The organism is Streptomyces populi (assembly GCF_002911015.1).
Classification (GTDB): domain Bacteria; phylum Actinomycetota; class Actinomycetes; order Streptomycetales; family Streptomycetaceae; genus Streptomyces; species Streptomyces populi.
In genome coordinates this window covers 23,472-44,535 of record NZ_KZ626908.1, presented here as the reverse complement: position 1 = coordinate 44,535, position 21,064 = coordinate 23,472, and the positions used below count along the sequence as shown (strand labels likewise).

The window sequence follows — 21,064 nt, the reverse complement described above, 5'->3', positions numbered from 1 at the left end:
CCGGGTGCCGGGTGCCGGGTGCCGGGTGCCGGGTGCCGGGTGCCGGGTGCGCCCCACGGTTCCCCGGGGCTGTTGACCCGCGGGAAGCTCGCCGGATAGCTTCATTCAACGGATTGTTGATTCCGTGGCGCGGAAAACGGGAGGCTGCCGGATGGGCCAGGATCAGCAGGAGAAGGTGGCGACGAGCCTCTCGGACGCCGTCACCGAAGCGGCCGGAGCCTTCCTCGCCCCCGTCGACGCGGAGCTCGAGCGCCTCTATCCGGGAGACCCCGGCACCCGGCAGCCCGTCCACACCGTGTACGTCCCCGCGGACGCGTTCGACGCCGGCACGGTCCGCACCTGGGGCGACCGCGCCCTCGCCGCACTCGACGAACACGCCCCCGACCCCGCGTCCTTCGCCGCTGTCCTCGGCCTCACCGACGAACTGGCCGGGCCCGTGTACGACCGGGTACGGGCCAAGCTGGAGCGCGAACCCGTCGAAGACCTGCGCGTCGACTTCGAGGACGGCTACGGTCCGCGTCCCGACGCCGAGGAGGACACGGCGGCGGCCCGCGCGGCCCGGCTGATCGCCGGGGCGTTCGAGAACGGCACCGCGGCCCCGTACATGGGCATCCGCATGAAATGCATGGAGGCGTCCGTCCGGGACCGGGGCATCCGCACCCTCGACGTCTTCCTGACGGGCCTGATGGAGGCGGGCGGCCTGCCCGACGGGCTCGTGCTCACCCTGCCCAAGGTGACGTACCCGGAACAGGTCACCGCGATGGTCCGGCTCCTGGCGGAGTTCGAGAAGGCCCGGGGCCTGGAACCCGGCCGGATCGGCTTCGAGATCCAGATCGAGACCAGCCAGGCGATCCTCGCCGCCGACGGCACGGCCACCGTCGCCCGCATGATCCAGGCGTCCGAGGGCCGCGCCACCGGGCTGCACTACGGCACCTTCGACTACAGCGCCTGCCTCGGCGTCTCCGCCGCCCACCAGTCGAGCGACCACCCGGCCGCCGACCACGCCAAGGCGGTCATGCAGGTCGCGGCCGCCGGCACCGGCGTACGCCTCTCGGACGGCTCCACCAACGTCCTGCCCGTCGGGCCCACCGAGAAGGTCCACGCCGCCTGGCGCCTGCACTACGGCCTCACCCGCCGCGCCCTGGCCCGCGCCTACTACCAGGGCTGGGACATGCACCCCGCCCACATCCCGACCCGCTACGCGGCCGTCTTCGCCTTCTACCGCGAGGGCTTCGCGCAGGCCGCCGCCCGCCTGTCCCGCTACGCCGGCCGCGCCCCCGGCGACGTGATGGACGAACCCGCCACGGCCAAGGCCCTCAGCGGCCATCTGCTGCGCGGCCTGGACTGCGGCGCCCTGGACGTCGCGGAGGTGGCGCGGGAGACGGGCCTGACCCGCCCCGAACTGGAGGCCTTCGCGGCGCCGCGGCGGGGTGACCTCACCGCGACGGACCGGTAGCGGCGCCGGTCACGGCCCCGCCCGCGCCGGGTGCGCGGGCGGCCGCGCCCGAGCGGCCGGAGGCGGTGCGGCCGGGGCTCAGCTCGTCGGCGGCAGTTCCCCCGAGCCGCGGGTGATCAGCCGGGTCGGGAGTTCGATCCTCTCCGGGGCTATGAGGTTGCCGTCGAGCTGGCGGAAGAGGCGTTCGGCGGCGGTGCGGCCGAGGGCGGCGGCGTCCTGGGCGACGACGGTGACCCCGGGCTCCAGGAGGTCGGCGAGCTCGATGTCGTCGAAGCCGACGAGGGCGACCGGGCGACCGCGCTCGGCGATGACACGGACGACGGTCACGGTGACACGGTTGTTGCCCGCGAAGACCGCGGTGACCGGCGAGGGTCCGGACAGCATGTCCTCGGCCGCCTTGCGCACCCGCTGCGGGTCGGTGACACCGAGGGACATCCACTCGTCCTCGACCGGTATGCCCGCGTCCTCCATGGCGGCCCGGTAACCGCGCAGCCGCTCGGCGGCGGTGTGGATGCGCGGCATGTCGCCGATGAAGCCGATCCGGCGGTGGCCGTGGGCGATCAGGTGGGCCACGCCGTCCCGGGCGCCGCCGAAACTGTCCGACAGGACGACGTCGGCGTCGATCCTCCCGGCCGGGCGGTCCACGAAGACCGTGGCGACGCCCGCCTTCATCTCCGGCTCCAGATAGCGGTGGTCGTCGCCGGCCGGGATCACGACCAGCCCGTCCACCCGGCGCGCGCAGAGCGCGAGGACCAGTTCCTGCTCACGGTCCGGGTCCTCCGCGCTGGAACCGTTGATCAGCAGGGCTCCGTGCGCGCGGGCCACCTCCTCGACCGCGCGGCTCAGCGGCCCGTAGAACGGGTCCGCGAGGTCCTCCAGGACCAGCCCGATGCTCGCGGTGCGGCCCTTGCGCAGCACCCGGGCACTGTCGTTGCGGCGGAAGCCCAGCGCCTCGATGGCCTCCTGGACGCGGCGCTCCGTGTCCGGGGTGACGCCGGGCTCGCTGTTGACCACGCGGGAGACCGTCTTGAGACCGACTCCCGCACGCGCCGCCACGTCCTTCATGGTCGGACGGTTTCCGTAGCGGTTCTCGGATCGGCGGGCGGTCTCGGCCACGATGTGCTGTCCTGTCCTGTCGTCCACGGGGATGCGTAGGTCCATGGGGTTGTATGAGGATGTGGCGTCGAGCATAGAGCCTGGACAACGTTGTCAGATGCGGGAGACACTGTCCACCGCAATCTCCGGCCTGCGTCTTCCCCAGGGCGCGCGGTCCCCGTGGTCCGTCGGCGCGCCCCGCGCCGCGTACGACGGGGCCCGGTTCCGCCGGTTCCCGGCCGAAGACCCCGGACCCGCGGCGCGGCGGGCCCGGCACGACACCCCATGGGAGACCTGACTCTGATGCACACCGACCTCGTGGCCGCGCTCGACATCGGCGGCACCAAGATCGCCGGAGCGCTGGTGGACGGCCACGGACGGATTCTCCTGCGCGCGCAGCGCCCGACGCCCGCCAAGGAGGACGGCGGCACCGTGATGCGCGCCGTCGAGGACGTCATCGGCGAGCTGGCCGTCTCCCCGCTCTGGAGCAGGGCCGCGGCCCTGGGCATCGGCAGCGCCGGCCCGGTGGACGCCTCCGCGGGCACGGTGAGCCCGGTGAACGTGCCCGGCTGGCGGGGCTACCCGCTGGTCGAACGGGCCTCCGAGGCCGCGGGCGGACTCCCCGTCGAGCTGATCGGCGACGGTGTCGCCATCACCGCCGCCGAACACTGGCAGGGTGCCGCCCGGGGGCACGACAACGCGCTGTGCATGGTGGTGTCCACCGGTGTGGGCGGCGGGCTGGTCCTGAACGGGCAGCTGCACGCGGGTCCCACCGGGAACGCGGGCCACATCGGGCACATCAGTGTCGATCTGGACGGCGATCTCTGCCCCTGCGGTTCCCGGGGCTGCGTCGAGCGCATCGCCAGCGGCCCGAACATCGCCCGCCGCGCGCTGGAGGGAGGCTGGCGGCCCGGTCCCGACGGCGACACCTCGGCCGCGGCGGTCGCCGAAGCCGCCCGCGCCGGTGATCCGGTCGCCGTGGCCTCCTTCGAGCGGGCGGCGCAGGCTCTCGCGGCGGGCATCGCGGCGACCGCGACCCTGGTCGAGATCGACATCGCCGTGATCGGCGGGGGAGTGGGCAAGGCCGGCGACGTGCTCTTCGCGCCGCTGCGCCGGGCCCTGGCCGACTACGCGACGCTGTCCTTCGTCCGGCGCCTGACCGTGGCGCCCGCGCTGATGGGCACCGACGCCGGGCTGGTCGGCGCGGCCGCGGCGGCACTCACCCGCAGGCCACGGACGGCCGGGGCCCGCGTCTGATCCGGCCGCCCCGGGCCGCGGCTTCCCGCGTCCGGGGCCCGGACCGGAGGGAGCCGCGGTCCTCCGCCGGGTGCCGCGTGCGCCCGCGGTGCCGGCGCGCGGCCGTGGCGTCGGGTCCCACCGGGCGCCCGCCCGGACGGTCCCACCGGAGCGCCGGGCCCGGCAGAGGTGTCCGGACGCAGGTGTCCGGACGCAGGTGTCCGGATGAAGGTGTCCGGATGAAGGTGTCCGGATGAAGGTGCCGGATCCACCCGTGACCCCGTCCGGCCTTCGCAGTTGAACCGGGCATGAAGAAGCGCAGCATGCTCGCCATCGCCTCCCTCGCCACCGGGTTCGTCGTCGCGGCGATCACCCCGTCCCACGCCCTGAGCGGGGACTCCCTGAGCGATCAGAACGTCAAGGACACGCTCAGCTCGGTCGATCACGCCGTCGACACCGGCGACCTGGTGGCCGACGAGGGCGCTCTCGGCGTCCAGAACGGCTGAGGGACCGCCGCGCCGCGCCGGTGCCCCCGCCACGGGGGCACCGGCGCCGCCTCGTTCGCACCCTCATCAGCGGCTGGTTTCCGTGGCAGGGTGGAGCGGGCAAGCCTCAGGGGGCCACAGAAGAGGGGGAATCGTGATCGTCTGGATCAACGGTGCGTTCGGTGCGGGGAAGACCGCCACCGCACGGGAACTGATCGAGCTGATCCCGAACAGCACGCTCTTCGACCCCGAGGTCGTCGGGGGCACACTCGCGCAGCTGCTCCCGGCCAAACGCCTCGCCGAGGTCGGCGACTTCCAGGACCTGCCGATCTGGCGCCGGCTCGTGGTCGACACCGCGGCCGCCATGCTCGCCGAACTCGGAGGCGTCCTCGTCGTCCCCATGACCCTGCTGCGGCAGGAGTACCGCGACGAGATCTTCGGCGGTCTCGCAGCGCGCCGGATTCCCGTGCGCCATGTGCTCCTCGCTCCGGCTGAAACGATCCTGCGGGAGCGGATAGCCGGTCGGGAGGTGCCTTTGGACCTGCCCGACGGCGAGATGCGCGTGCGCCAGTGGTCCTACGACCACATCGAGCCCTACCGGGCGGCGCTCGCCTGGCTCGCCTCCGACGCCCACCCCGTGGACACCAGCACGCTCACCCCGTACGACACCGCCGTGCGCGTCGCCGAGGCCGTACGCACCGGGGAGGCACCCGTGTGCGACATCGTGCAGACCCCCGAACCCACCGCCGAGACGGTCGCCGCCGGAGTGCTCCTCTTCGACGAGGACGACCGCGTCCTGCTCGTCGACCCGACGTACAAGGCGGGATGGGAGTTTCCCGGCGGGGTCGTCGAGGCCGGCGAGGCCCCCGCCCGCGCCGGCATGCGCGAGGTCACCGAGGAGACCGGCATCACCCTCGACGAGGTGCCCACGCTGCTCGTCGTCGACTGGGAGTCGCCCGCACCGCCCGGCTACGGCGGTCTGCGGCTCCTCTTCGACGGCGGACGCCTCGACGAACAGGCCGTCCGGGGGCTCCTGCTCCCGGGCCCGGAACTGCGTGGCTGGCGCTTCGTCACCGAGCAGGAGGCGGCCGACCTGCTGCCGCCCGTGCGCTACGAACGGCTCCGCTGGGCACTGCGGGCCCGTGAGCGCGGCGCGGCGCTGTACCTGGAGGCCGGGACACCGCTCGGCTGACATCCGGTCCGTCCCGTCGCGCCGAGGTCCTCCGCGCCGTCGCCCCGCCGTGGCCCCGGCCGGTGGGACCTTCCCCGCGCCGCCCGGTCCGTACGACGGGCGCGTACGGACGGACCTCCGGTCGCCCCGGTGTCCACGCCGCACCACCACCGTGCGAGGCCCCGTGCCCCGTCGGCCCTCCGGGAGGGCTTCCCCCGTGGTGAACCGACCGGACACGGGCGGACACAGGCGGACACGGGCGGATACGGCAGGACGCCGCCGGACATGGGCAGGGCCCGCGCCGGCCGGCGCGGGCCCTGCCCATGTCCGCGGACGGTCAGCTCGCCGCGTAGTTCCGGAGGAACAGGGCCTCCGCGACCGACAGGCGCTCCAGCTCGTCCGGCGAGACGCTCTCGTTCACCGCGTGGATCTGCGCCTCCGGCTCGCTCAGGCCGATGAGAAGGATCTCCGTGTCGGGGTACAGCGAGGCCAGCGTGTTGCACAGCGGGATCGAGCCGCCCATGCCCGCCGACTGCATCTCCTGGCCGGGGTAGGCGACCGCCATGGCCTCGGCCATCGACGCGTACGCGGGGCTGGAGGTGTCGGCGCGGAACGCCTGGCCCTGTCCGATCCGCTCGGTGCTCACCCGCGCGCCCCACGGAGTGTGCGCCTCGATGTGCGCCTCCAGCAGCTTCGTCGCCTCGACCGCGTCGACGCCCGGCGGCACCCGCAGGCTGATCAGTGCGCGGGCACCCGCCTGCACCGACGGCGTCGCCCCGACGACGGGCGGGCAGTCGATCCCGAGGACCGTGACGGCCGGGCGCGCCCAGACCCGGTCGGCGACCGTGCCGGAGCCGATCAGCTCCACCCCGTCGAGCACCTTGGCGTCCTCGCGGAACGCCTGCTCCTCGTACTGCAGGCCGTCCCACGCGGCCTCGCCCGCCAGGCCGTCCACGGTCGTCGAACCGTCCTTCGCCCGCAGCGAGTCCAGGACGCGGATCAGCGCCGCCAGCGCGTCGGGCGCCGCACCGCCGAACTGCCCCGAGTGCAGGTTCCCTTCGAGGGTGTCCACCTGGACCCGTACGAGGGTCATGCCGCGCAGGGTCGCGGTGACCGTCGGCAGGCCCGCGCGGAAGTTGCCGGCGTCGCCGATGACGATGGTGTCGGCGGTCAGCAGCTCCGGGTGCTGCTCGGCGTAGCGCTCCAGACCACCGGTGCCCTGCTCCTCCGAGCCCTCGACGATGACCTTGACGTGCACCGGCACGCCGCCGTTCGCCTTCAGGGCGCGCAGCGCCAGCAGATGCATGACGACACCGCCCTTGCAGTCGGCGCTGCCCCGTCCGTACCAGCGGCCGTCGCGCTCCACCAGCTCGAACGGGGGTGTCGTCCAGGCCGCTTCGTCCAGCGGCGGCTGCACGTCGTAGTGCGCGTACAGCAGGACCGTCTTCGCGCCCTCCGGGCCCGGCAGGTAGCCGTACACCGACTGCGTGCCGTCCGGGGTGTCGAGCAGTGCCACGTCCTGGAAGCCCTCCGAGCGCAGCGCGTCCGCGATCCAGTTCGCGGCCCCCTCGCTCTCGCTCCTCGGGTACTGGTCGAAGTCCGCCACCGACTTGAAGGCCACCAGCTCGGCGAGTTCCGTCTTCGCCCGGGGCATGAGCGAGGCGACGGTCTCGGCGACCGGATTCGACGACATGGGCACGCTCCTTGTAGGTGCGACGTTGTACTTCTGTGTACAGATGATCGAGTGATGCGGACTGGTGTACAGGACGCATCCGTTGCAGATCCTCCCACAGCGGCTCGCGGTGACGCCCGCCGTAGGATGCGGGGGACAGGTGCGGCAGACGGCTGGACTGGGAGCAGTAGACCAACGTGAGCAGCGAGAACTCTCCGGCGGACGACGAGCGGCGCCCGGCGGACGACGAACAGCGGGTGTGGGACGTCGTGGTCGTCGGCGCGGGGCCGGCGGGCGCCTCGGCCGCCTACGCGGCAGCGGTCGCGGGACGCAGCGTCCTGTTGCTGGAGAAGGCCGAACTGCCCCGCTACAAAACATGCGGCGGCGGCATCATCGGTCCCTCGCGCGACGCGCTGCCCCCCGGTTTCGAGCTGCCGTTCAGGGACCGGGTGCACGCGGTCACCTTCTCGATGGACGGCAGGTTCGTCCGCACCCGGCGGTCCCGGAGCATGCTGTTCGGGTTGATCAACCGCCCGGAGTTCGACCAGCAGCTCGTCGAGTTCGCGCAGAAGGCGGGCGCCGAACTGCGCACGAGTGCCACGGTCTCGCGCGTCGAGCAGCACGGTTCGGCGGTCCCGGACCGGCGCACCGTCGCCGTGGTCCTCCAGGGCGGGGAGACGATCCTGGCGCGCGCCGTGGTCGGCGCCGACGGCAGCGCCAGCCGGATAGGAGCGCACGTCGGTGTGAAGCTCGACCAGGTCGATCTCGGCCTGGAGGCCGAGATCCCGGTGCCGGAGACGGTCGCCGAGGACTGGCGCGGGCGCGTCCTCATCGACTGGGGCCCCATGCCCGGCAGTTACGGCTGGGTCTTCCCCAAGGGGGACACGCTCACCGTCGGCGTGATCTCCGCGCGTGGTGAAGGCGCCGCCACCAAGAGGTACTTGGAGGACTTCATCGCCCGGCTCGGCCTCGCCGGCTTCGAGCCGTCCATCTCCTCGGGCCACTTGACGCGCTGCCGTGCCGACGACTCGCCGCTGTCGCGCGGCCGGGTGCTCGTCTGCGGTGACGCGGCGGGGCTGCTCGAACCCTGGACCCGCGAGGGCATCTCGTTCGCGCTGCGTTCCGGGCGGCTCGCGGGGGAGTGGGCGGTGCGGATCGCCGAGGCGCACGACGCGGTGGACGCCCGGCGGCAGGCGCTGAACTACGCCTTCGCGATCAAGGCGGGGCTCGGTGTCGAGATGAGCGTCGGCAAGCGTCTGCTCGCGGCCTTCGAACGGCGTCCCGGCATGTTCCACGCCGGCCTCACCGGCCTGCGCCCGGTGTGGAAGGCGTTCACGGGGATCACCCGCGGCTCCACCACGCTCGGGGAGATCGTCCGGACCCACCCGGCGATCGGGCGCGCCCTGACCGCCCTCGACCGGCGGCCCCCGGTGGCGGAGGCGGCGGCGGAGTAGCGGACACGGCCGGCGTCGGTTCCGGGGCGTGATCCGGAGGCGGGCGGGCGCGGCCGGTGTCAGCTCTCGACCGTGATCCGGAAGACCGGGTGGTCGGGGGCGATGCGCCGCAGCTCCTCGTCGGGGGAGTCGGGTCCGACGCCGGCGAAGAACACGCCGACCTCGGCCTTCCAGCGCTTGAGGTAGGCGCGCAGCAGCGGCACCTTGTCGTCGTCGGCGACCTCCACGGCGGTGAAGGTGTCGACCTTCTTGCCCAGGCGCAGTTCGCCCCCGCCGGCCGCCCGCATGTTGTGCGTCCACTGGACGTGGCCGCGGGGTGCGAGGAGGTACTGCTCGCCGTCCACGGTGAGCAGATTGACCGGGGTCGTCCGCCACTCGCCGCTCTTGCGGCCCCGGACGGCCAGGACGCGCGAGCCCCAGACGCTGAGACCGCGCCTGGTGATCCAGGCCACGACGCGGTTGAAGACGTTGATGGTGAACCAGCCGGGCTTTTGGACGTGTGCGGACACGGTGACCTCTCGGGGTGTGTGGGACGTGCGGGGTCTGCGGGACATTCGGTGAGAGCGCCGATCTGTTTTGTGAGCACTGCTCTCGCTCGAGAAGAGTCTGCATCGGATCGGTGATCCAATGCAAGAGCGGTGCTCTCGTTTTTGTGCGCTGCTCTCTTTGGTGACTGCTGATCGCCCTGCGGATCGCCGATCTGCTTTCGGATCACCGCTCTCGTTTGTGTGCACTGCTCCGAAAACGTGGGACACTGCACCGTATGAGTACCGCGCGAGGGGCACGTGCCCGAGCCAGGATCGAGGTCACGGCGGCCATCAAGGACGAGGCGCGCAGACAGCTCGCCGCGGAGGGTGCCGCCAAACTCTCACTGCGGGCGGTGGCCCGCGAGCTGGGGATGGTCTCCTCCGCGCTCTACCGCTACTTCCCCAGCCGGGACGACCTGCTGACCGCGCTCATCATCGACGCCTACGACTCCCTCGGCGGGGCCGCCGAGTCGGCGCACGCCGAGGTGGCCGCCGCAGGCCCCCGGGAGCGCTGGAACGCCGTGTGCGTGGCGGCGCGACGCTGGGCACTGGACCATCCGCACGAGTACGCGCTCATCTACGGTTCCCCCGTCCCCGGGTACGTCGCGCCGCAGGAGACCGTTCCGTCCGCCTCCCGGGTCGGCCTCCTCCTGATCGGAGTCGTCCGGGACGCGTACCGGGACAAGGGCGTGGCCCGGACGCCGCTGCCCGCCGGACTGAAGACCGAGGCGCGGCGGATGGCCGCCGATCTCGCGCCCGATCTGCCGCCCGAGGTGGTGGTGGCGCTGGTGGCCTCGTGGGCGCAGCTCTACGGACTGATCGGATTCGAGCTGTTCGGCCAGTTCAATCGGGTTGTGGAGGACCGTGAGCCGTTCTTCCGGCATGCCGTGGAGCGGCTCGCGCATGACGTGGGGCTGGTGTACCCGGAGCCGGACGGGACGCCCGGCGGGCCGCACTCGGCGTAGACCCCCGAAGCGGGCGGCACCACCCCCGAAGCGGACGGCACCGGGCACGGACCGTCGGCGCGGGCCGCGGACGGCGGGCGGCCCGCGGACGGCGTGGACCGGGCCCTGCGGTGCCGTGCTCCGGGGGGAGGCCGTACTCCGTGGGGAGTACGGGTGATCACCTCGCCCGGCGGACGCCGCCGCCGTGGTCGGCCGTCTAGCGTGACGGACATGGAAGAGCAGCACGCCCCCGCGGCACCGGCGCGGGGCGGTCCGCCGCGACGGCGCCGACCGCCCGGTTGGGACCGCTGGAACGACGAGGAGCGCCGCGCGCGATGGCCGTGGCGTTCCACGCTGCTGCTGACCGCTTTCGTGCTCGTCGGCTCCAACTTCGCGGCGCATGCCCAGCACAGCGACCGGCTCGCCCTGGCCCCCTTCTCCCGGGCGCTCCTCCTGGCCGGCTCCGGCCTGCTGCTCTGGCGGCAGCGGTACCCCGTGTCCGTCGTGTTCGGCACGGCCGCGGTGGCCCTGGTCTACGTGGCCGCGGGATATCCCTACGGGCCGGTCTTCCTCCCCGTCGCGGTGGCCTGCGTCAGCGCCGTGGCCGCCGGGCACCGCAAGGCGGCCTGGACGGCGGTCGGCCTGTTGTGGGCGGGGCACGTCCTGGTCTCCCACTGGCTGTACCGCCGGCTGCCCCCGGCCGGCGACCACCCCCCGTCGTGGATGCAGGAGGTCGGCATCGCCACCTGGGCCGTGGCGGTGCTGGCGCTGTCGGAACTGGTGCGCGTGCGCCGTGAGCAGTGGATCCGGGAAAGAGCCGAGCGCGCGCAGGCGGCCCGGCGGCGCGCCGACGAGGAACGGCTGCGGATCGCCCGGGAACTGCACGACGTGCTGGCGCACAGCATCTCGGTGATCAACGTCCAGGCGGGCGTCGGCCTCGCGCTCCTCGACTCCGACCCCGAACAGGCGCGTACGGCGCTCACCACCATCAAGGCGGCCAGCAAGGAGGCGCTCGGCGAGGTCCGGCAGGTGCTCGACACCCTGCGGGCACCGGGGGAGGCGCCGCGCACGCCCGCCCCCGGGCTCGACCGGCTGCCCGAACTGGTCGAGCAGGCGGCGGGTGCCGGTCTCACGGTCGAGATCGAGGGCGAGGTCCCGGCGCCGGCCCCCGGCACCGACCTCGCCGCGTTCCGCATCGTCCAGGAGGCGCTCACCAATGTCGTACGGCATTCCGGGTCGCGTCGCGCGCGGGTGCGGTTCGAGCACGAACGGGGTGTGCTGCGGCTGGTGATCGACGACGACGGTCCGGCCACCGGCGCGGACGCGGGCGGAAGCGGCAACGGGCTCGCGGGGATGCGGGAGCGCGCCGCCGCCCTGGGTGGCACGATCGAGGCCGGCCCGCGCGACGACGGAGGATTCCGGGTGCTGGCCGTACTGCCGTGGAAGGCCAAGGAGGAGAACCGGTGATCCGCGTACTGCTCGCCGACGACCAGTCGCTGGTCAGGGCCGGCTTCAAGGCGCTGCTCGACGCGCAGCCGGACATCGAGGTGGCCGGGGAGGCCGCCGACGGCGAGGAGGCGGTGCGCGCGGTCCGTGAGCTGCGCCCGGACGTCGTCCTGATGGACATCCGGATGCCCGTGCTGGACGGCCTGGCCGCCACGCGCCGCGTCACCGGCGACCGGGACCTCGGTGAGGTGAAGGTGGTCATGCTCACCACCTTCGAGCTCGACGAGTACGTCTTCGAGGCCATCCGCTCCGGTGCTTCCGGCTTCCTGGTCAAGGACACCGAGCCCGATGAGCTGCTGCGTGCGGTACGGGCGGTGGTCGAGGGCGACGCACTGCTCTCGCCCGGGGTGACGCGTCGGCTGATCTCCGAGTTCGCGGCGCGTTCCAAGGAGCCCGGGTCGGCCGCGTCCCTGGCCGAACTCACCGAACGGGAACGAGAGGTGATGGCGCTGGTCGGCATCGGGCTCTCGAACGACGAGATCGCCCGCCGACTGGTCGTCAGCCCGCTCACGGCCAAGACCCACGTCAGCCGGACGATGGTGAAGCTCGGGGCCCGCGACCGCGCCCAACTGGTCGTGCTCGCCTACGAGTCGGGGTTGGTGCGGCCCGGCTGGCTGGGCTGAGTCCCGGCGCCCTCCTGGCGGAAGCGGTACAGCACGGTGGCGACCCGGAGGGGGAAGAGGGTGGCGGCCAGGACGCCGCCGGCCGTCACGAGCATGTGGACCGTGCCCGGCGACAGAGGGAGGAAGAGGGCGGGTCCGGTGACGAACCCGGAGGCGACCGCGGCGACGAACGCCGCGCTGGCGAGGGCGTATCCGATCTCGACGGTGGCGGCGTCCCGCTGCGCCTGGCTCCTTCGTGTCCGCGTTATGTCCGTACCGCTGCGACAACTGTCCTTGTATGCCCCGTTGTTGTTCATGAGGTGAGTCAACAGTCGTGCGCCCGGAGGGGCAAGTTCCCCCGCCGGGCGCACGTTCTGGACTGTCACCGGTCGTGTACGGCGACGGGTTCCGTCATCGGCTCCGCCGTGGTCCGACCGGCCGGGCCGGCCTGACCGTCGTGTCCGGACACCGAGGGCAGGCCGGACCGGGCGACGACGACGGACTCCCGCGGCCGTCGCGTGCGCAGGCCGGGCAGCGTGATCAGCAGTCCGGCCAGGGCGATGCCGGTCACCACCACCAGGCCGGTCCGGTAGCTGTCGAGGACGTCCTGGGGCGAGGACCCCCCGGAGGAGCTCGCGGTGACGACGGCCGTCACGACCGCGAGGAAGAGCGCGCCGCCGACCTGGATGGAGGTGTTGAGCAGACCCGAGACCATTCCCTGCTCGCGGTCGTCGACGCCGTTGGTCGCCTGGATGTTGAGGGACGGGAAGACCAGGGCGCACGCGGCGCCGATCAGCAGCATGGTCGGCAGGACGAGCGTCGCGTAGACCGGGTCGAGGTCGACGCGCAGGAAGAGCGCGTACCCGGTGACCATCAGGGCGAAGCCCGCCGCGATGAGCCGGGGCGTGCCGAACCGGTCGACGACGGCGCCGACCTTCGTGGAGGACAGCGCCACCAGTGCTCCGGCCGGGAGGAAGGCGAGCGCGGTGTGCAGGGCCGACCAGCCCAGCAGCGACTGCATGTACAGCGTCACCAGGAACTGGAAACCGACGTACGAGCCGAAGAAGGCCATCGCGCCGAGCTGGGCCCGGATCTGGCTGCCGGAGCGCAGCACGCCGAGCCGGATCAGCGGGCTCGGGCTGCGGCGCTCGACACCGGTGAAGACGGTGAGCAGGACGGCGACGGCGAGGAAGCTCAGCAGGGTCCGCGCCGATCCCCAGCCGACCGTGGGCGCCTGGACGACGGTGAAGACGAGCAGCAGCATCGAGGCGGTGCCGAGGACGGCGCCGGGGATGTCGTAACCGCCGTGGTCCTTCTCGCGCTCGCTGCGCGGGATGAGCCGCAGGCCCGCGAGCAGGGCGACGACGGCGACGGGCGCGGGAAGCAGCATGGTCAGCCGCCAGCTCGCCTCGGTGAGCAGACCGGACAGGACCAGGCCCATGGAGAAGCCGGTGGCCGCGCAGGTGGTGTAGATCGAGAGCGCGCGGTTGCGCAGCGGGCCCTCGGCGAACGTCGTGGTGATGATCGACAGACCCGCGGGCGCGGTGAACGCGGCGCTCAGGCCCTTGATGAAACGGCTGGCGATCAGCAGGGGACCCGAATCGACGAGACCGCCGAGGAGCGAGGCGAGCGCGAAGACCGCGAGGGCCACGAGGAAGACCTGGCGGCGGCCCAGCAGGTCGGCGGTGCGTCCGCCGAGCAGCAGCAGCCCGCCGTAACCCAGGATGTAGCCGCTGACGACCCATTGGAGCGTCGAGGTGGAGAGGTCGAGTTCGGAGCCGATGGACGGCAGTGCCACGCCGACCATCGACACGTCCAGCGCGTCCAGGAACATCGCGGCGCAGAGCACGAGCAAGGTGCCCCACAGTCTGGGGGTCCAGCGTCCCGGCGCGGGGTGGGTGAGCGGAGAGGTCATGCCGCCGACAGTACATGCATGCGCATCAAATGCAAGCGCATTTAATTCCGATGCAACAAAGTCCGATCTTTGCTACGGTGCGGACATGGCGGCCGAGAATGCCGAGCAAGAGCTCGTGGACCAGTGGCGTGACATCCTGACGGTGCACGCCCGCACCCTCTGCGAGCTCGACCGCGAGCTGCATCCCCACGGTCTGGGAGCCAGTGACTTCGAGGTCCTCGACCTGCTGGCGGTGGGCACGGCGGCGGACGGCGGCCCCAGCTTCCGCGTCCAGGAGATCTCCGAGCGGGTCCACCTCAGCCAGAGCGCCCTGTCCCGGCTGATCGGGCGTCTGGAGAAGGACGGTCTCGTGACGCGCGGGATGTGCCCCGAGGACCGGCGGGGTGTGCGTGTGTGCGTGACGCCGAAGGGGCGTGAACTGCACGGTGAGGTGCTGCCGTTGCAGCGGGCGGTACTGGCCCGGATGCTGACGGGCTGACGGGCTGACGGGCTGACGGGCTGACGGGCTGACGGGCTGACGGGCTGACGGGCGGCCCGGAGGCGTCCGGCGTGTGAGCGGGTCTCCGGGCGGCCTCGTCGGCCGCCCGGAGACCCGGGCCCGGAGCTGTTCCTGAACCCCGGCCGTCCCGGAGGCCCGGGTTCCGGACGCGCGGGTCAGCTCCAGGTGATGGCGGACTTCTCCCGCCACAGGGTCGCGAGCGAGGCGTCGCCCGTCACGCCCGGGAACGGGGCGCGGTTCCACAGGGCCAGGTAGAGCCCCCCGGCCGGTCCCGCCAACTCGCAGTCGACGTCCGCGTCCTCGTCCGGTCCCGAGCGCTCGCCGGCCGGCGCCTCGGACGACAGCCGTACGGTCCACACGGCGTCCGGGCGGTCCGTGGCGCGCACGCGCAGCACGCGGGGCTCCTCGGTGCGCACCCTGCTCTTGTCCCGCGCGTGGAATCCGAGCAGCAACTCGTCGATCCCGTCGACCGCGAAGTCCGACGGGACGGCGGTGGGCTCCCCGCCGAGCGCCGACTCGGCGTCGACCCGGTGCACGGTCGTCTCGTGAGCCTGTCGACGCGCCCAGAAGGCCAGCGGAGAGGGTGCCGGCAGGAAGCTCCAGCAGCGTATGTCCGGCGAGGCGCCGGCCAGCGTGTCCACGAGCCGGCGGTGCCCGTCGCGGAACCAGGCCAGCAACTCGTCGTGGTCCAGGTCCGGCAGGCCGCCGTCGGGGTGGTACGAGGTGTGCCCCTCGGCGACGAACGCGGTGGCCCAGCGGTGGACCATGCCCGTGTGCCGCACCAGATCCCTGACCTGCCAGCCCGCGCAGGTCGGGACGTCGGCGTCGACGCCCGCCTTCTCCGCGGCGGCGGCCAGTGACCGGCCTTCCTGGTCGAGGGTTTCGACGAACTCCTGAATCTCCATGCCGAGAGTGTGCCCGACGCGGGCGGGCGGTCGTGGACCGGTTTCGCGGAGTGGAAGAGGGGGCGGGTGGCCTCCGCGGTCCGAGGTCACTCCACGGCGGCGCGGCGCGTCGCGAAGCCGATCAGGGCGGCCGCGGCCGCCAGCGCCGCGACGCTCGTGAGCGCCGTCGGCAGGGAGTACGAGTCGGCCATGAACCCGATCGCGGGCGGCCCGAGCAGCAGGCCGCCGTACCCGAGCGTGGAGGCGACGGCGACGCCGCTCGCCCCGGCGAGGGCGCCGGCCCGGTCCAGCGCCACGGGGAAGATGTTGGCGAGCCCCAGCCCGGTGACGGCGAAGCCGAGGAGCACGGCCCAGACGGAGGGCGCGAGGGAGCCGAGCAGCATGCCGAGCGAGGCCGTCGTGCCGCCCAGGACCAACGTACGGGTCCGGCCCAGCCGTTCGAGCAGGGCCGTTCCGCTCAGGCGGCCGATCGTCATGGCGAGGGCGAAGCACGAGTACCCGAGGGCGGCGGTCCCCGGACGCGCGTCCAGGTCCTGCTCCAGGTGGAGCGCGCCCCAGTCCGCGAGCGCGCCCTCGCCGTACGCGGTGCACAGGGCGATCAGTCCGAAGACCACTACCAGGCCGCGCGCGCGGGTGTCGGCGGGCCGCCGTCCCGCGGATGCGTCACCCCGCAGGCGCTCCGGTGGCACGGGGGCCGCCTCGCGGAGGAGCGCGCGTCCCGCGACGCCGGTGACGAGCAGGCCGACGACGGCGATCGCGAACAGATGGCGCGACGGTGACAGGTACCCGGCGACCAGTCCGCCGAGGCCCGCTCCGAGCATGCCGCCCAGGCTGTACGCGGCGTGGAAGCCGGGCATGACCGGGCGGCGCAGCGCCGCCACGAGATCGACGGCCGCGCTGTTCATGGCGACGTTGGCGCCGCCGTAGGCCGCGCCGAAGAGCAGCAGGACGAGTCCGAGGACGGTCACCGAGTGCGCGAGCGGGGGCAGGACCACGCTCAAGGACAACAGCGCCGCGCAGGCCACGCTCACCGGGTGGCTGCCGAACCGGCGGCAGAGCCGTCCGGTCAGCATCATGGTGACCACGGCTCCGGCGGAGACGCCGAGAAGGGCGAGGCCGAGGGCGCCGGCCGAGGCGCCGGTCTGGTGCTTGACGGCGGGGATGCGGACGACCCAGCCGGCGAAGACGAAGCCGTCGAGGGCGAAGAAGGCGGTGATGGCGATGCGGAGTCGGGTGAGGGAGCGATCCGGCACGGCGCTGTGCGGAACCATTTTGTTTATTAGCGGCACAAAATCACGTTAGACGGCTGCCACGCTCGGGGCAAGGGAGGGGAAGGGCCGGATTCGAGGGCCGCGGGTGATGAATGCGCTGGTGAGGCGATGTGAGGCCCTGGTCGGGCCGGTGCGGGCGGACGCCGGTGCGGAGGCGGGGCGCCGACGGGCGTCGCTCTGCGGGGGCCGCGGGGGCGGAACCCGTACGAACGAGGGGCGCCCGGGTTCCCGGCGGACGGGATTCCCTGGCGCCCCTCGTGGCGCGGCGGTCCGCCGTCCCGCCCGCTCGGACGGCGAACCGCGCGTGTCGCTCCCGGCTCAGACCGCCGGAGCCGGGAAGGTGGGGTACTCCACCCCGGAGACGTGCTGGACGACGCGGATGACCTGGCAGGAGTAGCCGAACTCGTTGTCGTACCAGAGGTAGAGGATCGCGTTGTCGTCCTCGACCTTGGTGGCGCCGGCGTCGACGATCGAGGCGTGGCGCGAGCCGATGAAGTCGCTGGACACCGCGTCGGGGGCGCTGATGAAGTCGATCTGGCGCTTGAGCGGCGAGGTCAGCGAGACGTTGCGGAGGTAGTCCAGGACCTCCTCGCGGGTGGTCGCGCGGCCCAGGCGCAGGCTGAGGATCGCGATCGAGACGTCCGGCACCGGAACGCGGATCGAGCTTCCGGTGATGGGGGCCTTGAGGTCGGGCAGCGCCTTGGCCACCGCGGAGGCGGCACCCGTCTCGGTGATGACCATGTTGAGCGGCGCGGAGCGGCCCCGGCGGTCGGAGCTGTGGTAGTTGTCCAGCAGGTTCTGGTCGTTGGTGAACGAGTGGACGGTCTCCACGTGGCCGCGCAGAACGCCGTACTCCTCCGCCATCGCCTTGAGCGGCGGCACGATCGCGTTGGTGGTGCAGGAGGCGCAGGACAGGATCTGCTCGTCCGGCTTGATCGTGTCGTGGTTGACGCCGTGCACGATGTTGGGGACGTCGCCCTTGCCCGGAGCGGTCAGGACGACCTTGTCGATGCCGGGACGCAGGTGCTTCGAGAGGCCCTCGCGGTCACGCCACTTGCCGGTGTTGTCGACGAGGATGGCGTCCTTGATGCCGTACGCCGTGTAGTCGATCTCGGACGGGTCGTTGGCGTAGATGACCTTGATCTCGTTGCCGTTGGCGATGATCGTGCTGCTCGCCTCGTCGACGGTGATCGTGCCCTGGAACTGGCCGTGGATGGAGTCGCGGCGCAGCAGCGAGGCGCGCTTGACGATGTCCTGGTCGCCGCCCTGGCGCACGACGATGGCGCGCAGGCGGAGGCCGTTGCCGGAGCCGGTCTTCTCGATGAGCAGCCGGGCGAGCAGGCGGCCGATGCGGCCGAACCCGTAGAGGACGACGTCGCGTCCCTCGCGGAGCTCGATCTTGTTCTCGCCGGTGGCGCCGGCGACCGCCTCGGCGGTGAACTCCTCGACGGACAGGCCGCGGTCGTCGGCCCGGTACGTCGCGGCGAGCATGCCGATGTCGATCTGGGACGGCCCGAGGTCGAGCGTGGTGAGCGTCTGGAGGAAGGGAAGCGTGTCGGTGACCGAGAGCTCCTCGCCGGCGATCTGCCGGGCGAAGCGGTGGGTCTTGAGGATGCTCACCACCGACTTGTTCACCAGGGAGCGGCTGTGCAGGAGGACGGTGACGTCCTGCTCCCGGTGCAGCCTCCCGATGATCGGGATCATCGACTCCGCGATCTCTTCGCGGGTCTTCCAGTTGGTGAACGCGTCGTCGTTGACAGTCACAGGAATCATCTTTCGAGCTAGGTGGCGCTCATATGGTAACCGGACCCTCTTTCCGGTCATTCATGAGGTGTCCATCAAGAGGGAAGGTGGCGTCTGCCGGGGCGTTTCACGAGGTCCGGGCCCCGCCCGCCCGCCCGCCCGCCGGACCGGATCCCGGTCCCCGGCCGGGAGACGGGTCCCCGCGCGGCGCGGACGGAAGGGAACGGGGGAGGCGCGGACCGGAAGGGGGCGGGGGAGGCGTGGGCCGGAGGAGTGGGGGGCGCGGACCGGAAGGAGCGGGGACGGGGCACGGTCCGCGGACCCGGCGGCTCCGGCGTCCCGCTCCGCGGGGTTCGAGGCGAGGCGACGGACGGGTCGCCCGGACGCGCGGACCGTCACCGGCGCCGGAGTCCATGGCGGGACCGGGCGTGTTCCACGGCGGGGCGGGGCGGGGTGTCGCGCCGCAGCGGTGAACCCGTCGGTCCTCCACCGTACGAAAGCCGCCTTCTCGGCGTCGGCGGAGCCGTCGGCCCCGGACTCTCCGGCCGTCGGACTCCCGCGCGCGGAACCGGAGTCGGCCGGGACGCGCGGGGGAGCGGCGCGCCCGCGGGCTGTCCGCGCTCCACGCCGGGGAGCGGCCGGCCCCGCCCGCCGCTCCGGGCCGGGGCCGTGTCCACGCTCCGGCCCGCCGTGCGCGACCCGGAGCTCCGTCGGTGCGCGCCCGTTCGGGCACGGGCACCTTCCGGCGGGAGCGCCGGAAGGTCACACCGCCATGACCTCGATCCCCGCCTCCTCGAACCGTCCGATCGTCTCGGGCCCCGCCGCCGCGTCCGTGACGAGCACGTCCACCGCCCCGGCCGCGCAGATGCGGGCGAACGCGCGCTGCCCCAGCTTGCTCGAGTCGGCGGCGACGATCACGCGCTCGGCCCGCTCGCACAGGAGACGGTTGACCGCCGCCTCCGCCTCGTCGTGGGCGGCGGCGCCGTGTTCGGCGTCGAAGGCGACCACGCCGAGCACCGCGACGTCCAGGGTGACCTGCCCCAGCACACCGTCCGCCAGCGGTCCGACGAGCTCGTACGACTGCGGTCGGGCGACCCCGCCGGTCACCACGATCTTGAACTGGGGGCGCACGGCGAGTTCGTTCGCGATGTTCAGCGCGTTCGTGACCACGGTCAGCGCGGGGGAACCCGAGGTCAGGTCCGGGCGGACGGCGAGGGCGCGGGCCACTTCGGTCGTCGTGGTGCCGCCCGTGAGGCCCACCGCCTCGCCGGGGGTGATGAGACCGGCCACCGCCTCCGCGACGCGCTGCTTCTCCGGGGCGCGCCGGGCGGTCTTGTAGCGCAGGGGGAGTTCGTAGGAGACGCCGTGCACGACCGCTCCGCCCCGTGTGCGCACGAGCATCTGCTGCTCGGCGAGCTGGTCGAAGTCGCGCCGGATCGTCGCCGCCGAGACCTCCAGCCGCGACGCGGCCTCCTCGACGTCCAGGCGGCCCTGCTCCACCAGCAGTTCCAGCAGTGCCTTCCAGCGGGCGTCCCGTGACATCAGGGCCCTCCCTTCCTCGATCCTCCGCGACCCTAACGCACCCCGCCCCGACTCGAATGCTTGATTGTGCTCGAAAGCTCGCTATATCTTGCAGAAACAAGCATCGCTGGGAGGGGTACGACATGACGCACGTCGAGGACGAGCTGAGCAGTCAGCCCGAGTGCTGGATCCGCGCCGCCGACGAGGCGGCGGCGCACGAAGCCGCGCTGCCGGCGGCGGGGGAGCGCGTCGCGATCGTGGGGTGCGGCACCTCGTTCTTCATGGCGCAGGCCGCGGCGGCGCTCCGCGAACAGTCCGGGCAGGGGGAGACGGACGCCTTCGCCGCCTCGGAGTTCCCCACGGGCCGCTCGTACGACCGCGTGGTCGCCCTGACGCGTTCCGGGACGACCACCGAAGTGCTCGAACTTCTCGGACGCCTGCGCGGACACGCGCGGACGACCGCGGTCACCGCCGATCCGCACACGCCCGTGATGGAGTCCGCGGACGACGTCGTCGTGCTCGGCTTCGCCGACGAGCGGTCCGTCGTGCAGACCCGTTTCGCGACCACCGCGCTCACCCTGCTCCGCGCCCACCTCGGCCTGCACGGCGACACCGTCGTCGCGGACGCGCGCACCGCGCTCGACGCCCCGCTGCCCGAAGGGCTCGTCGGCTGCTCGCAGTTCACCTTCCTCGGCCGCGGCTGGACCGTCGGACTCGCCAACGAGGCCGGGCTCAAGATGCGCGAGGCGTCCCTCGCCTGGGCCGAGGCCTACCCGGCGATGGAGTACCGGCACGGCCCCATCAGCGTCACGACCCACGGCACCGCCACCTGGATGCTCGGCGAGGCGCCCGAGGGGCTGGCCGGCCAGGTCCGGGAGACCGGCGGGCTCTGGGTGGACGGCGGCCTCGACCCGCTCGCCGAACTCGTCCGGGCCCAGCGTCTCGCCGTCGCCGTCGCCGCGGCGCGCGGCCTCGATCCCGACCGGCCCCGCCACCTCACCCGCTCGGTGATCCTCGGTCACTGAGGCGGCGCCGAAGCAGTCGGAAGCGGCGCCGAAGCAG

19 protein-coding genes are annotated in these 21,064 nt (G+C 72.9%); 10 read left to right on the top strand and 9 right to left on the bottom strand.

Features of this window, described 5'->3' with window-relative positions:
* Positions 1–151: 151 nt before the first annotated feature.
* A complete protein-coding gene (locus CW362_RS28665) occupies positions 152–1,456 on the top strand; it encodes a DUF6986 family protein (RefSeq protein WP_103552502.1) in 1,305 nt (434 codons plus the stop codon).
* Positions 1,457–1,534: 78 nt separating this feature from the next.
* Here the strand turns inward: CW362_RS28665 and CW362_RS28660 are convergent, their stop codons facing one another.
* Complete coding sequence (locus CW362_RS28660; RefSeq protein WP_206301076.1) at positions 1,535–2,617, bottom strand: LacI family DNA-binding transcriptional regulator; 1,083 nt, start codon at positions 2,615–2,617, stop codon at positions 1,535–1,537.
* Positions 2,618–2,854: 237 nt separating this feature from the next.
* Here CW362_RS28660 and CW362_RS28655 point away from each other — a divergent pair, with 237 nt between their 5' ends.
* From CW362_RS28655 to CW362_RS28645, 3 genes are all read left to right on the top strand, one after another.
* Positions 2,855–3,808, top strand: a complete 954-nt coding sequence (locus CW362_RS28655) for an ROK family protein (RefSeq protein WP_103552508.1) — start codon at positions 2,855–2,857, stop codon at positions 3,806–3,808.
* A 287-nt stretch (positions 3,809–4,095) separates the two neighbouring features.
* The gene (locus CW362_RS28650; RefSeq protein WP_103552500.1) at positions 4,096–4,293 is read left to right on the top strand and encodes a hypothetical protein; all 198 of its coding nucleotides are present in this window, start codon (positions 4,096–4,098) and stop codon (positions 4,291–4,293) included.
* A gap of 130 nt (positions 4,294–4,423) precedes the next feature.
* Positions 4,424–5,464 (top strand): NUDIX hydrolase, encoded by a 1,041-nt coding sequence (locus CW362_RS28645; protein ID WP_103552507.1) that lies wholly within the window; start codon positions 4,424–4,426, stop codon positions 5,462–5,464.
* A 316-nt stretch (positions 5,465–5,780) separates the two neighbouring features.
* Here the strand turns inward: CW362_RS28645 and CW362_RS28640 are convergent, their stop codons facing one another.
* The gene (locus CW362_RS28640; RefSeq protein ID WP_103552499.1) at positions 5,781–7,136 is read right to left on the bottom strand and encodes a dipeptidase; all 1,356 of its coding nucleotides are present in this window, start codon (positions 7,134–7,136) and stop codon (positions 5,781–5,783) included.
* 176 nt (positions 7,137–7,312) lie between these two features.
* On the opposite strand from CW362_RS28640, the gene CW362_RS28635 reads away from it, so the two are divergent.
* Positions 7,313–8,569 (top strand): geranylgeranyl reductase family protein, encoded by a 1,257-nt coding sequence (locus CW362_RS28635; protein ID WP_103552498.1) that lies wholly within the window; start codon positions 7,313–7,315, stop codon positions 8,567–8,569.
* A 59-nt stretch (positions 8,570–8,628) separates the two neighbouring features.
* Here the strand turns inward: CW362_RS28635 and CW362_RS28630 are convergent, their stop codons facing one another.
* The gene (locus CW362_RS28630) at positions 8,629–9,078 is read right to left on the bottom strand and encodes a nitroreductase family deazaflavin-dependent oxidoreductase (protein WP_103552497.1); all 450 of its coding nucleotides are present in this window, start codon (positions 9,076–9,078) and stop codon (positions 8,629–8,631) included.
* A 254-nt stretch (positions 9,079–9,332) separates the two neighbouring features.
* Here CW362_RS28630 and CW362_RS28625 point away from each other — a divergent pair, with 254 nt between their 5' ends.
* The 3 genes from CW362_RS28625 to CW362_RS28615 all read left to right on the top strand — a co-directional run bounded on the left by CW362_RS28625 (position 9,333) and on the right by CW362_RS28615 (position 12,169).
* Positions 9,333–10,061: a TetR/AcrR family transcriptional regulator gene (locus tag CW362_RS28625; RefSeq protein WP_103552496.1), complete on the top strand. Its 729-nt coding sequence runs from the start codon at positions 9,333–9,335 to the stop codon at positions 10,059–10,061.
* A 210-nt stretch (positions 10,062–10,271) separates the two neighbouring features.
* On the top strand, positions 10,272–11,507 hold the full coding sequence (locus CW362_RS28620) for a sensor histidine kinase (protein ID WP_103552506.1): 1,236 nt from the start codon (positions 10,272–10,274) through the stop codon (positions 11,505–11,507).
* Positions 11,504–12,169: a response regulator transcription factor gene (locus CW362_RS28615; RefSeq protein ID WP_103552495.1), complete on the top strand. Its 666-nt coding sequence runs from the start codon at positions 11,504–11,506 to the stop codon at positions 12,167–12,169. Before CW362_RS28620 ends, CW362_RS28615 begins: the two co-directional genes overlap by 4 nt.
* Here the strand turns inward: CW362_RS28615 and CW362_RS28610 are convergent.
* Both CW362_RS28610 and CW362_RS28605 read right to left on the bottom strand, forming a co-directional pair.
* A complete protein-coding gene (locus CW362_RS28610; protein ID WP_103552494.1) occupies positions 12,130–12,465 on the bottom strand; it encodes a DUF6332 family protein in 336 nt (111 codons plus the stop codon). The genes CW362_RS28615 and CW362_RS28610 overlap by 40 nt on opposite strands.
* A 65-nt stretch (positions 12,466–12,530) precedes the next feature.
* Positions 12,531–14,063 (bottom strand): MFS transporter, encoded by a 1,533-nt coding sequence (locus CW362_RS28605; protein WP_240658081.1) that lies wholly within the window; start codon positions 14,061–14,063, stop codon positions 12,531–12,533.
* Positions 14,064–14,148: 85 nt separating this feature from the next.
* On the opposite strand from CW362_RS28605, the gene CW362_RS28600 reads away from it, so the two are divergent.
* Positions 14,149–14,541 (top strand): MarR family winged helix-turn-helix transcriptional regulator, encoded by a 393-nt coding sequence (locus CW362_RS28600; RefSeq protein ID WP_103552493.1) that lies wholly within the window; start codon positions 14,149–14,151, stop codon positions 14,539–14,541.
* Between the two features lie 176 nt (positions 14,542–14,717).
* On the opposite strand, the gene CW362_RS28595 is transcribed toward CW362_RS28600, so the two are convergent.
* The 4 genes from CW362_RS28595 to CW362_RS28580 form a co-directional block, all read right to left on the bottom strand.
* A complete protein-coding gene (locus CW362_RS28595) occupies positions 14,718–15,467 on the bottom strand; it encodes a maleylpyruvate isomerase family mycothiol-dependent enzyme (protein WP_103552492.1) in 750 nt (249 codons plus the stop codon).
* A gap of 86 nt (positions 15,468–15,553) precedes the next feature.
* Complete coding sequence (locus tag CW362_RS28590; RefSeq protein WP_103552491.1) at positions 15,554–16,738, bottom strand: MFS transporter; 1,185 nt, start codon at positions 16,736–16,738, stop codon at positions 15,554–15,556.
* A 318-nt stretch (positions 16,739–17,056) separates the two neighbouring features.
* Positions 17,057–18,502 (bottom strand): glyceraldehyde-3-phosphate dehydrogenase, encoded by a 1,446-nt coding sequence (locus tag CW362_RS28585; RefSeq protein WP_103552490.1) that lies wholly within the window; start codon positions 18,500–18,502, stop codon positions 17,057–17,059.
* Between the two features lie 741 nt (positions 18,503–19,243).
* Positions 19,244–20,023: a DeoR/GlpR family DNA-binding transcription regulator gene (locus CW362_RS28580; RefSeq protein WP_103552489.1), complete on the bottom strand. Its 780-nt coding sequence runs from the start codon at positions 20,021–20,023 to the stop codon at positions 19,244–19,246.
* 122 nt (positions 20,024–20,145) lie between these two features.
* Between CW362_RS28580 and CW362_RS28575 the strand changes: the two genes are divergently transcribed.
* Positions 20,146–21,027 (top strand): SIS domain-containing protein, encoded by an 882-nt coding sequence (locus tag CW362_RS28575; RefSeq protein WP_103552488.1) that lies wholly within the window; start codon positions 20,146–20,148, stop codon positions 21,025–21,027.
* The last annotated feature ends 37 nt before the right edge of the window (positions 21,028–21,064 follow it).